This is a genomic window from Alcanivorax sp. REN37 (assembly GCF_041102775.1).
Lineage (GTDB): Bacteria > Pseudomonadota > Gammaproteobacteria > Pseudomonadales > Alcanivoracaceae > Isoalcanivorax > Isoalcanivorax beigongshangi.
On the sequence record NZ_JBGCUO010000001.1, the window covers coordinates 932,739 to 945,065 of the forward strand.

Genomic DNA, 12,327 nt, shown 5'->3' on the forward strand with positions numbered 1-12,327 from the left:
GCGAGGAGACAGTGCCATGTTGTGCCCCAGCCCCCACAGTGTGCTCGATGGTGCCATTACTCGGCAGCGGTTGCTGACCGCGCTGGCACCGGAACGGCCACTGCGGCTGCGCCTGCTGTGTGCGCCGGCCGGTTTCGGTAAAACGGTGCTGGCGCACCAGTTTGCCCAGCTCGGCCATGCGCCCTCGGTGGTGTGGGTGGCGCTGCCGCGTCAGCCGCTTAGCGCGGCGCAGTTGGCAGCACGGCTGGGCGAGGCATTGTGTCTGCCGCAGGACGATGACGGCGCCAGTCTGGCGTCGGCATTGGCGGCTCGCACCGACACCTTGGTGGTGCTGGACGGCTACTGCCGCGATCACGACAGCGATGCCTGGCTGCTGGAACAGGTACAGCACGGCAGTATTCAGTGGCTGGTGACCACCCGCAGCCAGCCGCAGTGGCCGCTGAGCCGACTGCTGCTGGATGGCCAGTTGCTGCAACTGGGCAGCGAAGCGTTGGCGCTGACGGTAACCGAAGTCGGCGAGCTGCTGGCAGCGGTGGCACCGCGGCAGAATTTTTGTGCCCGCCGTCTGCATGAACAGAGCGACGGTTGGGCCGCCGGCCTGCGATTGTTCCTGTACGCGCAGACCGGCCGCGAGCTGCTGGCCCACACCCAACTGCATCGCTGCCCGCAATTGCTCGATTACCTTGACCAAGAAGTGCTGGCACCGTTGGCCCCGAACAGCCAGCAGCTGCTGCAGGTGATTGCCCACGCGCCCTTTGTCGACAGCGCGCTGTGCGCGTTCCTGTCTGGTGAGGCGCGCGCGTTGCAGGAACTGCTGGCACAACAGGCGTTTTTGCGCACGCTGCCGGGCAGCACCGAACGCTTCACGCTCTATGAACCGCTGCGCTCGGTACTGCGCGAACGCTATCCGCACCAAGAAGATGCGCTGCTGGCTGGCGCCGGATGGCTAGCACTGGCCGGCCGTCACCTGAGCGCGTTTGGCTACGCGCTGGGGGTGCCGGATGCTCCGCGTGCAGTGCGCGCGCTGGCGCAGGTACCGCTGCACAAATTGTTTTCCGAACACAACTTGTCACCGCTGCTGGCCGGCTTGCGCCAGCTGCAGGTGGATGATTTTGCCGGTCAGCCGGCGGCGCTACGCATCGCCACCCGCGCGCTGGTGATGGGCGGCCGGCTGGAATTGGCGGAGCGCTATCTGGACGCCTTCCCAGACAGCGGCTGGGACGGCACCCGGCTGGCGCTGCAAACCGAAGTGGCACTGCATCGCGGTCAGGCCCAAGAAGCCTGCAACCTCGGTCTGCAAGCGCTGGCAGCGCTGGAGCAGGACGAGGACTGGACGCAAATGATCCTGTGTTTCTCGTCCATGACCCGCGCTGAACTGGCGCTTGGCCGCCACGAGCAGGCGCAGCGGTTGCAGGTGCAGGGGCTTGAGCTGGCACGCCGCAAAGGCGAGTTGCTGCTGGAATGCCAGATGCTGCTCGACCAGGCGCAGGTGGAAGAACTGGCCGGCCACCTGCACCGCGCGTTGCAGGCGCTGGACCAGATCGTCGCCTTGATCGGCCAAGGTGGCGGCTCGGCGTTGCTGCGCGGCGCGGAACAGATCCGCCGCGGCTGGCTATTGATGATGATCGGCGACGACGCAGCCGCGCGCCCGGCGCTGGAGCAGGGCCGCGAATTGTCGATGGCGGCCGGCACGCCGGTGTTTTTCTACAGCTATGTGTTGCTGGCGCAGCTGGATGCGCGCGCCGGCGATGTCGACCGCGCTCAACAGCGGTTGGCGGAAGTGCAGCGCGCCATGCACACCCGCGACGTGTCCGAATCGATTTACCGCAGCGTGCTCAGCGTCGGCAGTGCCGGGGTGTGGTTGCAGGCGCGCCACTACCTGCCGGTGACGCAGATGCTGGAGCGCATGCGGCGCCAGTACGAAGACGCGGTGGCGCTGACGCCGCCGAGTTCGTGCCCGGAATTGTTTGCGCTGATGAGTTTCCTGCATGCCCAAGCGTTGTGTTCCCAGGGCGCCATTGATGAAGCGATCGAGGTGCTGACGCAAGCGCTGGAGCGCGCGGAAGGCGCCGGCTTCCAAGTCATCGTCAGCCAGGCGTTGACCGCACTCGGTAAGGCGCGTCACCAGCGCGGCGATATCCGCCAGGCGGAACGCATGCTGGCCTCTGCTGCGGCGATGGCGGCACGCCAAGGGCAGCGCAACCTAGTGCTGGAAACCCAGCTCAACGCGGTGCACGAGTTCAGCGAGCGGGCGTTGCCTAAACCGGACTCCAGCGCCCAGAACGCGCCGCCGGAGCGCGCCGAAGCGCTGCTCAGCCAGCGCGAGCACGAAGTATTGGAACTGATCGCCAAGGGTTACTCGAATGCCGAAATCGCCGACATCCTGTCGATCTCGCTGCATACCGTGAAAGCCCACGCCAAACGCATTAATGCCAAGTTCCAAGTGAACCGCCGCACCTTGGCGGTGGCCCGTGCCAAAGCACTGGGATTGTTGATGTAACCGGCCGACCCTCGGGGTCGGTCTCGATGTGTTGAACCAGGAGAATAACAACGTGACCTCTACCCCGCGCACTGCGTCCGGCTTGCCGTCCCGCTGGTTTGCCCCTGCCTATGGCATGGGTAGTTTGGGGCCGGCAATTTTTATTTTAACGCCACAAATTTTGCTGCTGTTTTTCATGACTGAAATTCTCGGTATTCCGCCTGGCGCCGCCGGAGCCGGGATTCTGATTCCGAAATTGTGGGAGCTGGTGTTCGATCCGTTGCTGGGGCGCTGGTCAGATCGCCTGAACACCCGTTGGGGCCGTCGCCGGCCGCTGATGGCAGTGGGCTCGGTAGTATTTCTGGTGGCGTTCGCGATGATGTTTTCGCCGCCGGATCTGGGTGATTGGCAATCGACCTTGGTGTGGGTGATTGCGTTCTACACCCTGACCTGCACCGGTTATTCGCTGTTCACCGTGCCCTACGCCACGCTGCTGGCAGAAGTCACCGAAGACCCGCATGCGCGCACCAAGGTCGCAGCTTGGCGCAGTGCGTTGCTGGCACTCGGTTTCCTGCTCGCTGGCGCGCTGGCGCCGTGGCTGGTGGGCGCCACCGGCGGCGGTCACGAAGGCTACGCCAATATGGCGCTGCTGATTGGCCTGATTGCCTTTGCTGGCATGGCCAGTGCGGTGCTCGGCACCGGCGGTTCACCGGTGAAACCGTTGCAGCCGCAGGTACGTTCCGGCTCGATGCTGGCGCCGTTCCGCAACCGTGCGTTCAGCTGGCTGTGGCTGGCGTTCGTGATCCAGATGATTTCAGTGGCGGTGAGTACCGCGATGCTGCCGTTCTACGACAAATACTGGCTCGGCAATGACCCGGCCACGGTACCGACCCTGTTCCTCGGGCTGACGGTACTGACGGTGGCCACCACCTGGTGCTGGACCTGGCTGGCGCGCAACTTCGGTAAGCACAACAGCTTTGTGCTCGCCACCGTGCTCTATGGTGCCGCCACCGCATCACTGTGGCTGGCGATGTATGGCGCCGCTGGTTTCTGGTTTGCCATCGTGCTGTTTGGCATTGCCAATGCGGGGCAGCAATTGTTCTGCTTCGCCATCGTGCCCGACATCATCGCCCAGCAGCGCAGCCGCACCGGCATTGCCGAAGAGGGCGCCTTCACTGGGCTGTGGATCTGGGGAGAAAAAATCGGTTTGGCGCTGGGCGCCGGCCTGGCCGGCCTGATCTTGCAACTGGCCGGTTTCCAACAAGGTTCCGGCACCGAAGTGCTGGAGCAAACGCCGCTGGCGCTCAGCACTGTGGCGTGGACGGTGTCGATCGTGCCGGGGGTGATCTGCCTGCTGTCGATCCCGGCGCTGTTCCGATCCAAGCGCGCGATGCAGCACAACTGAATGCAGTAAGTCCGGCCGGCATGGCCCTGGCCGATCCGTTAGATACGGGTCGGCTTTTTTTTGCTCCGCATTCGGGCGGCGTGAAGGCGGTTGGTCGCGGTTGCGCGCGTGGCAGCAGCTAGAGACGCGGGCGACGGCAATTGCTTAAACGGCAGCCGGTGGGCGGCGAGGTGGTCTGCACCCCGTTGCCGTGGGGGCGAGTTGGGAGACAGCCGCACGCATCGGCGAGCGATGAGACGGCCTTTAGCGGCGCCAACGGCAGCGTGGCTCAGGGTGCCGTACAGAGCGGCGGTGACGTGCGAAGTGGCCGGCGTGGATGCCGCTCTGGCAGTGGCGACGCCCAGAGCGACCCAGACTGCTGCTGTCCTGATACCGCTACTGCTAGACCTGCGGGGACCGCGGCGTGATCGGTCAGCGGGCCGCACGCGGCAGCACTTGGGCCGGCGCGCTGGGTCAACGGGGCGGGCGGGTGTCTGGTAGGCGGAATTTCTCGCGCCGCTCGATCACCACCACTTGGCCGTTGTGCACGGTGATCTCCACCGCGCCGTAGCGCAGGCCGTGCAGCGCGGCTTGGATGCGCTCCAGTACCACGTCATTGGCGAGCGGGTGGGCAGCAGCAGAAACAGACATGGCCGATCTCCTTGGCAGCGGCGCAATGGGCAGGGCAGCAGTGATGCTAGGGCGCACGCGGGGCGCCACGGAAAGACCGCTTACTTCTGTGCATATGCGCGCGAGCAGTGATGGCTTATGCCAAGCGATTGCATAAGAACAGAATCATTTATTCTTTTTTCTTTGGCAGAGCGGCCACCATAGTGGCCTGCCATCTGCACCGCGGTGGGTGGCCAGAGGAGAAACGATTGATGGAAATCGTGTTGGTGTCGGGCAGCCCGTCACCCTCATCGCGCACTGAAGCGCTGCTGGAAATTGTGGCGGCAGCGCTGGCGCCCAAGCATCACTCGCTGAGCTGGTTGCGGCTGCGTGAGCTGCCGGCGCAGCCGCTGCTACACGCCGATTTTAGTCATCCCGCCGTGATCGGCTGGCAGCAACAGGTGGCCGCCGCTGAGGCGCTGGTGGTGGCAACGCCGGTGTACAAAGCATCGCTGGCCGGTGGCCTGAAAGTGCTGCTGGATTTGCTGCCAGAGCGGGCGCTGGCCGACAAGGTGGTGCTGCCGATCGCCAGTGGCGGTAGCCACGGCCACATGCTGTCGGTGGATTACGCCCTCAATCCGGTGCTCACCGCGCTCAAGGCAGGTTTGATTCTGCCCAGCGTGTTTGCGGTGGACCGCGATATCGTGCGTGCCACCGACAGCGTGCCGGCCCATGCGCGCGCTGAGGTGCAGCAGCGTCTGCTGCACGCCGCCGAACAACTAGATGCTGCGCTGCGGCAGCGGCCGGCGCCAATTGCACCGCACCTGCTTAACCAGCGGCTGGTGCAGGCGCACTGGAGTATCTGAACGTTTTTTTCCCGCCTTACTTGGCCCGCCAACGGGCAAGCAGGTGGTCGTTCCCGCTGCAGACAACAGGAGGTTGCCATGGGCAACACAAGTCTGCGCCGGCGTCTGGCCGTGGTGCTTGCGTTGTGGGTGACGGTCATCGTCCCTGCCGCCGCTGCCGCTGAGACCCTGCGCATCGGTTACCAGAAATACGGCACGCTGGTGGTGCTCAAAGCCCGTGGCACCTTGGAACAACAATTGGCGCCGCTCGGCGTCACCGTGCAGTGGGTGGAATTCCCCGGCGGCCCGCAGCTGCTGGAGGCGCTCAATGTGGGCAGTCTGGATGTGGGCGTGGCCGGCGAGACGCCGCCGGTGTTCGCCCAGGCCGCCGGCGCTGATCTGCTCTACATTGCCCACGAACCGCCGGCGCCGACGTCCGAAGCGATCTTGGTGCACCGTGACAGCCCGATTCGTGACCTCGCGCAACTGCGCGGCCACAAGGTGGCGCTCAACAAAGGCTCCAACGTCCATTACTTGCTGGTACGCGCACTGGAAAGTGCTGGGCTGACGTGGCGTGACATCCAACCGGTGTACCTGCCGCCGGCGGACGCGCGTGCCGCCTTCGAGCGCGGCGCGGTGGATGCGTGGGCGATTTGGGACCCCTACCTGGCAGCGGCACAAGCGCAGCTGCCGGTGCGGGTGCTGGCCGATGCCACCGGGCTGGCAGACAACCACCAGTTCTACCTCGCCCGTGGCGACTGGGCGGCGCGTCACCCGCAGCGGGTGGTGACGCTGATTGCCGCGATCCGCGAGGTGGGCGAATGGTCGGCACGGGAGCCACAGCAGGTGGCCGACCAAGTGGCGCCGCTGCTGGGGCTGTCGCCCGCCATCACCCTCAATGCAGTACAGCGCCAAGGCTACGGTGCGCAGCCGTTGTCGCCGGAGGTGGTGGCGGCGCAGCAGCGCATTGCCGACAGCTTCGCCGCGCTGAAGCTGATACCGAAACCGCTGTCGGTGGCGCAGCGAGTGTGGACGCCGCCGGCGGACGGGGAGCACTGAGATGGGGGATAGACCTTATTCACTACGGCGGCTGCGGCCGCAGCAGTGCTCACGTCGGTCGCAGTTCGGCTTGGCACGGGCCGGGAGCTGGCGCGGCTGCAGCCGACCGGCGTTAACCGTGGGCCGCGACCGGAGTCCTCGCCATGGGCACTGACACGCGGCGCGGCTGGGCCGCGCGCATCGCCCCTTGGCTATTGCCGCTGGCGTTGCTGGGCGGCTGGCAACTGGCAGTCACCAGTGGCTGGTTATCGAGCCGCATCTTGCCGGCACCCAGTGCGGTGCTGGCCGCTGGCAGCGAACTGGTAAGCAGCGGTGAACTGTGGCAGCACCTGGCCATCAGCACCTGGCGGGCGCTGATTGGGCTCGCCATTGGCGGTGGTATCGGCTTGCTGCTGGGTTTCATCACCGGCCTGTCGCGCTGGGGCGAACGGCTGCTGGACAGCTCGGTGCAGATGGTGCGCAACGTGCCGCATCTGGCGCTGATTCCGCTGGTGATCCTGTGGTTCGGCATCGACGAGTCGGCGAAGATTTTCTTGGTGGCGCTGGGCACTTTGTTCCCGATTTATCTGAATACCTACCACGGCATTCGCAGTATTGATGCCGGTCTGCTGGAGATGGCCCGCAGCTATGGGCTGTCCGGTTTCAGCCTATTCCGCCAGGTGATCCTGCCCGGGGCGCTGCCATCGATCTTGGTTGGGTTGCGGTTTGCGCTTGGTTTTATGTGGCTGACGCTGATCGTGGCGGAAACCATTTCCGCCAATGCTGGCATCGGTTATTTGGCAATGAATGCGCGCGAATTCCTGCAAACCGATGTGGTGGTGCTGGCAATTTTGCTTTACGCGTTGCTCGGCAAGTTGGCAGACCTCGGCGCGCGAGCACTGGAGCGGCTGTGGCTGCGCTGGCATCCGGCCTATCAAGTCGGTGGAGGTGGTCGATGAATGCACGATTCCCGCCGCCGGCGCCACGCGGCTTGCCGCTGCAATTAGACGGCGTCGGCAAACAGTACGGCGCGCGGTCGGTGTTGGCGCACATCGGGCTGACAATTCCGGCCGGCCAGTTTGTCGCGGTGGTGGGCCGCAGCGGTTGCGGCAAGAGCACCTTGCTGCGGTTGCTGGCCGGGCTTGAGCAGCCCAGCGCCGGCACCGTACACAGCGGCGGCGCGCCCCTAGCGACGCAGCGGGAGCACACCCGGCTGATGTTCCAAGACGCGCGCTTGCTGCCGTGGAAACGGGTGATCGACAACGTCGGTCTCGGCCTGCGCGGGGCTTGGCGGCCGCAGGCACAGGCGGCGCTGGCGGCGGTGGGGCTGGCCGAGCGTGCCTGCGAGTGGCCGGCGGCGCTATCTGGCGGCCAGAAGCAGCGGGTGGCGTTGGCGCGGGCGCTGGTGCATCGGCCGCAGTTGTTGCTACTGGATGAACCGCTCGGCGCCCTCGATGCGTTAACGCGCATCGACATGCAGCAATTGATCGAACAGTTGTGGCAGCAGCACGGTTTCACCGTGCTGCTAGTGACTCACGATGTCAGCGAAGCGGTGGCGGTGGCTGATCGCGTCCTGCTGATCGAGGACGGCCGCATCGGCCTCGATCTGGAGGTCCAGTTGCCGCGGCCCCGTCAGCGCGGCAGTGCACAACTGGCGGCATTGGAGGCCCAGGTGTTGCAGCGGGTATTGGCGCAACAGCCCGGCGACCTGCAGCCGGAACCGGCGGCACCATTACCGTCGCAATTACATTGGGCGCAGTAACGCCGATTGTTGTTTTTCACAGGAGAAAAAGCATGACCATCCAGGCCATCAATGTGCGTAACCAGTTTCGCGGCACCATCAAAGAAATCGTACTCGGCGACGTGCTGTCGGAGATCGACGTGCAGACCCCGGCCGGCATCGTCACCTCAGTGATCACCACCCGTTCCGTGCGCGAGCTGGCACTGCAAGTGGGCAGTGAGGTGATCGCGTTCGTGAAATCCACCGAGGTGTCGATCGCCAAGCTCTAGGCGACAGTTGTGGTGGGTTAGGGCGCGCAAGCGGGCGGGGTCAGCCGGCCGCCGCCTGGCAGTGGGCGGTGGCTGTCATTTATTCGCGGGCGTGGTTGAGCACTGGTCAGCCGGATGCGGGTGCGGGTACCTTTGGCGGCATCCTGTCGGGCCACAAGGAGCGGCCATGACCCTCAGCGAAACCCTCAAGGCGCTGGCCAACGGCCTGCACCCGCTTACCGGCGAGATGCTGCCGGAAGAATCGGTCACCCATCAGCCGGCGGCGATCCGCCTGCTGTTTGCGTTGGCGGAAGAATTTGCCGGCGACGACGGCGAACTGTCCCCACCGCGCCGGCGCGGTGGCAGCCTGGACGAAAAGCGCCAGCGCAATCTGGATGCCGGATTGCCGGCCAACTCCGGACTGCCCTGGAGCGAGCAAGACCACGCCCTGCTGCATGACCAGTATCAGGCCGGCGTTAATCTCAGCGCCTTGGCAGAGCGGCTGGAGCGGCGCGAATCGGCGTTGGTGGCACGCCTGCAGAGCATGGGGCTGATGAGTGACGAGCAGGCCGCCATGTACCGGGTGCTGCACAAAGCGGTGCTGCCGCCGGTGCCGCGCTGAACCGCTGCGGGCGACTGAAGGCGTTGCATCGTTTTCAATCTGGCGAGGCGCCGGCCGGCCAAGTCCAGTGCCACTCACTGGGTCTAATTGAACTGCGCTGAGCCGGTGCCGCATCCGCTGTGCGTCCTTCTCACCGGCGCGCTGCCGCTGGTTTTGCTGCCATTCGACACCATGCAGCCGCCTTTAGCCTGACCGGGCTCGCGGTCGATGGCGCGCCGTTCAACCGAGTGTGGTGTAACCGAATACGGTTTAGCCGACGCCGCCACCACCCGGCTCAATCCCGTCCAGCGTGGTGGGGACGACGCCATTTGGGGCACCACTGGGTCACTGCGTTTCGGCTACAGCACTGCTGTGCGGCCTAGCGTGCTCGGGTGGGGTTGTCACTGAAGCAGTCCGACTCAAGCCCGACCCGACACAAGTTCAACCAAGTCCAATCAAGCCCAATCAAACCCAACCAAGCCCACGCCGCCGGCGCGTGCGAGTTCTGCGCGCTGGCTTAACTGGACGACGACGCCCGCCGCGCTGCCCTCACCTCGGTGTGCGGCACCGTCAGCGTTTGCCATTCGGCGCAGATGTCATCGATCGCCCGCTCCAGTTGTGCCGGTTGCTGGTGTGGCAGCGTAATCAGGTGTGCGGTATCGCCGGAGGTGGCGAGGCAGTGGCGACGCCAGGTCGGCTCCGACGGGCACGGAAACACCACCGTGATCGAATTGTGATGGCGCCAGGCCGGCACGCCGGCGGACTGGAACCGCTCAATCGCTTGGTCGGCCCGCGCCACGCACTGGGCGATGCGCTGACGCCAGCCGCTGGCCGTGCGGCTGCGCAGGGCCGCCCACAGCAGCAGCGGGGTGTGGCCATTGCGGGAACCGCTGATGGTTTGGTCGCGGGCGCTAATGTAATCCACCGCCACCGACACCTGCTGCACATGGCGTTGCTGCGCCAGCACGATGCCGCACGGCATCGGTGAGCCGATCATCTTGTGGCCGGACACGCTGATTGAATCGAGTCCGTCGGCAAAGGTATGTGGCTGCGGCTGGTCCACGAACGGCAGAATCATGCCACTCAAGGCGGCGTCGCCGTGCAGGTAATACTGCTCGCGGTGGAGCCCATGGCGTGCCAGCCGGCGCTGGATTTCGGCCAGGTCATCCACTGCCCCGCGCAAGGTGGTGCCGAGGTTGGCAAAGATGATCGGGTGGCGGCAGCGGTCGATCTGCAACTGCCGTGACAGGTCGTCGTAGTCCATTTCGCCGCCCGGCTGTGAGGCCACCCAGCGGCACGGCAGCCGCAGCAGCCGCACAATTTTGGCGACCGAATAGTGGGTGTCGCGCGAGCAGTAAAGGATGCCGTCGGCAAACAGCTCGCGCGCCAGATAGCAGCCGAACAGGTTGCCCTCGGTGCCGCCGTGGGTGACATAGCCCCAGCATTGGTCGGCGCTTATGCGGAACAGGTCGGCAAAGTACTGCACCACCTCTTTTTCGAAGCCGAACGAATTGAGCAAGTAGTTGCTGGCTTCGCCCCAGTCGCCGCAGTTGTTCAACGAGAAACGCAGGAACGGCTCGAGCGCGGCGTAATCGAAATCGGCCGCCTCCGGGTAGCCGAGATTGAAGTGCTGGTGCTCCAGGCAGTAGTGCCAGAACGCATCCAGGCGGGACTGGTCGGCGGCCGACAGGGTCATGCTCAACTCCTTGGCAGTGGGGCGCGGCCCCGTGGCAATCCGTGCTGCGCCGCAGCGCAGGGTCAGGCGCCGAGGGTGGCGCCGCCATCCACAACGATGTCTTGCAGGGTCAAGTGGCGCGCCGCCGGCGAGGCGAGGAACAGCACCACTTCAGCGATATCATCCGGCTCCGCAATGCGGCCGAGCGGAATACCGAGCTTGAATTGCTCTGGCAATCCGGCGATCAGGCGCGCTTCGCCGTCGTCGCCGGCCAGCAGCGGCGCCAGCATCAAAGTGCGCGTCGAGCCCGGCGAGACCAGGTTGCAGCGCACCCCGAACGGCGCCAGTTCCAATGCCACACAGCGGCTCAAATGGGCCAGCGCCGCCTTGGCGGCGCAGTAGGCCGCCATACCCAGGCGCGGGACATGGGCGGCATTGGACGCCAGATTGACGATCACGCCGCGCCGTTGCTGGCGGAATACCGGTGTCCATTGCTGCATCAGGTAAAACGGCGCGCTGGCATTCACCGCCAGACAGTGCTGCCACTGCTGCGCGGAAATGTCATCGCTGCGGCCCTGTTGCAGACTGCCGGCGGCATTGATCAGCACATCCAGCGACGGTTGCTGCTGACGCAACTCGGCGCACAGCGTTTGCACTGCAGCGGCGTCGGTGAGGTCCACTTGCCGCAGCGGGAAGTCGACCTCAATCCGTTGCTGATCGAGGCCGATCACGTCGGCGCCTTCCGCTTGCAAGCGTTCCGCCACGCGCCGGCCGATGCCGCCGGCGGCGCCAGCCACCAGCGCCCGCTGCCCGGCAAAGCGCCCGCTCATGAGGCGGCGGCCTGGCGCTGTTGCAACAGTTGCCACCATTGGTTCAGCGTCGGTGCCTGCGCCAACTCTTCAAAGCTGACGCGGATGCCGCGCTCGCTCAGTTCCGCTGCCAGCTGCATGACCCGCAGCGAATCGAGGCCGTAGTAGATCAGGCTCTCGTCGGGGTCGAGCTCGTCGCTGTCCTCCACCAGTTGCGCCACCCGCTGGTGCAGCCAGTCGCGGCTGGGCAGGCTGAACGGCTGCGCCGCCAACAGCGCGGCGGTGCTGGTGACTTGGCCGCAGCGGCCGGCCACATAATCCAGCGCCATGCGGTGCTCGGCGGCAGAAAAATCCGCCACCGCGTCACCGACCAAAAACGGCTGGATGTCGTGCATGAACGCCTCCAACGCCGTCGCCATGCAGCCGATATGGGCGTAGACGCCGCCGATGATCAGCTGGTCGCGCTGGCGTTCACCTAGCAGCGTCAGCAGGTCACTGCGCTGGAACGCGCTGTAGCGCCACTTGTCCAGCACCAGGTCAGTGCTGTCCGGTGCCAGCTCGGCAACGATGGCTTGTTCCGCGGCCGCCGCCGCCGGCAGCCCCGCGCCCCAAAAATCATTCAGCAGCGCGCGGTCGGCGGCCGGTTGCTGGTGCGGCTGGGCGGTGTAGATCACCGGCATACCGTGGCGGCGGGCCCACTGGCGCAGTTGCACCAAGTTGCCGATCAATTGCTGGCGCAGCGTGCTGCCGGCCGGGTAGCCGCGCAGGAAGTAACGCTGCATGTCGTGGATCAGCAACGCCGCTCGCGCCGGCTCCAACGGCCAGTTGGTGCGGCCGGCGGGGAACTCCGCCGGTGCCGGCATCGGGTAATCAATCTGGTGGGGAAGGCTCATGGTGC

Annotated in this window: 12 protein-coding genes; 8 read left to right on the forward strand and 4 right to left on the reverse strand. The window is 65.6% G+C overall.

What is annotated here, in order from left to right; translation table 11 throughout:
• Positions 1-16: 16 nt before the first annotated feature.
• Complete coding sequence (locus tag AB5I84_RS04170; protein WP_369454598.1) at positions 17-2,500, forward strand: helix-turn-helix transcriptional regulator; 2,484 nt, start codon at positions 17-19, stop codon at positions 2,498-2,500.
• A gap of 52 nt (positions 2,501-2,552) precedes the next feature.
• The gene (locus AB5I84_RS04175; protein ID WP_369454599.1) at positions 2,553-3,884 is read left to right on the forward strand and encodes an MFS transporter; all 1,332 of its coding nucleotides are present in this window, start codon (positions 2,553-2,555) and stop codon (positions 3,882-3,884) included.
• Positions 3,885-4,337: 453 nt separating this feature from the next.
• Here the strand turns inward: AB5I84_RS04175 and AB5I84_RS04180 are convergent, their stop codons facing one another.
• On the reverse strand, positions 4,338-4,514 hold the full coding sequence (locus tag AB5I84_RS04180) for a YezD family protein (RefSeq protein ID WP_369454600.1): 177 nt from the start codon (positions 4,512-4,514) through the stop codon (positions 4,338-4,340).
• A gap of 230 nt (positions 4,515-4,744) precedes the next feature.
• Here AB5I84_RS04180 and ssuE point away from each other — a divergent pair, with 230 nt between their 5' ends.
• The 6 genes from ssuE to AB5I84_RS04210 all read left to right on the forward strand — a co-directional run bounded on the left by ssuE (position 4,745) and on the right by AB5I84_RS04210 (position 8,966).
• Positions 4,745-5,338 (forward strand): NADPH-dependent FMN reductase, encoded by a 594-nt coding sequence (ssuE, locus tag AB5I84_RS04185; RefSeq protein WP_369454601.1) that lies wholly within the window; start codon positions 4,745-4,747, stop codon positions 5,336-5,338.
• Between the two features lie 78 nt (positions 5,339-5,416).
• On the forward strand, positions 5,417-6,376 hold the full coding sequence (locus AB5I84_RS04190; RefSeq protein WP_369454602.1) for a sulfonate ABC transporter substrate-binding protein: 960 nt from the start codon (positions 5,417-5,419) through the stop codon (positions 6,374-6,376).
• A gap of 143 nt (positions 6,377-6,519) precedes the next feature.
• Positions 6,520-7,314, forward strand: coding sequence for an aliphatic sulfonate ABC transporter permease SsuC (gene ssuC, locus AB5I84_RS04195; protein ID WP_369454603.1), 795 nt, complete (start codon positions 6,520-6,522; stop codon positions 7,312-7,314).
• Positions 7,311-8,117, forward strand: coding sequence for an aliphatic sulfonates ABC transporter ATP-binding protein (gene ssuB, locus AB5I84_RS04200; protein WP_369454604.1), 807 nt, complete (start codon positions 7,311-7,313; stop codon positions 8,115-8,117). Before ssuC ends, ssuB begins: the two co-directional genes overlap by 4 nt.
• Positions 8,118-8,149: 32 nt before the next feature.
• Positions 8,150-8,365 carry a TOBE domain-containing protein gene (locus AB5I84_RS04205; RefSeq protein WP_369454605.1) on the forward strand — a complete coding sequence of 72 codons (216 nt, stop codon included), beginning with the start codon at positions 8,150-8,152 and terminating at the stop codon, positions 8,363-8,365.
• Positions 8,366-8,531: 166 nt separating this feature from the next.
• The gene (locus AB5I84_RS04210; RefSeq protein ID WP_369454606.1) at positions 8,532-8,966 is read left to right on the forward strand and encodes a hypothetical protein; all 435 of its coding nucleotides are present in this window, start codon (positions 8,532-8,534) and stop codon (positions 8,964-8,966) included.
• Between the two features lie 496 nt (positions 8,967-9,462).
• Here the strand turns inward: AB5I84_RS04210 and AB5I84_RS04215 are convergent, their stop codons facing one another.
• The 3 genes from AB5I84_RS04215 to AB5I84_RS04225 all read right to left on the reverse strand — a co-directional run bounded on the left by AB5I84_RS04215 (position 9,463) and on the right by AB5I84_RS04225 (position 12,322).
• A complete protein-coding gene (locus AB5I84_RS04215) occupies positions 9,463-10,641 on the reverse strand; it encodes a histidine decarboxylase (RefSeq protein ID WP_369454607.1) in 1,179 nt (392 codons plus the stop codon).
• 62 nt (positions 10,642-10,703) lie between these two features.
• The gene (dhbA, locus tag AB5I84_RS04220) at positions 10,704-11,450 is read right to left on the reverse strand and encodes a 2,3-dihydro-2,3-dihydroxybenzoate dehydrogenase (protein WP_369454608.1); all 747 of its coding nucleotides are present in this window, start codon (positions 11,448-11,450) and stop codon (positions 10,704-10,706) included.
• The gene (locus tag AB5I84_RS04225) at positions 11,447-12,322 is read right to left on the reverse strand and encodes an isochorismatase family protein (RefSeq protein WP_369454609.1); all 876 of its coding nucleotides are present in this window, start codon (positions 12,320-12,322) and stop codon (positions 11,447-11,449) included. The genes dhbA and AB5I84_RS04225 overlap by 4 nt, the downstream gene beginning before the upstream one ends.
• Between the last annotated feature and the right edge of the window lie 5 nt (positions 12,323-12,327).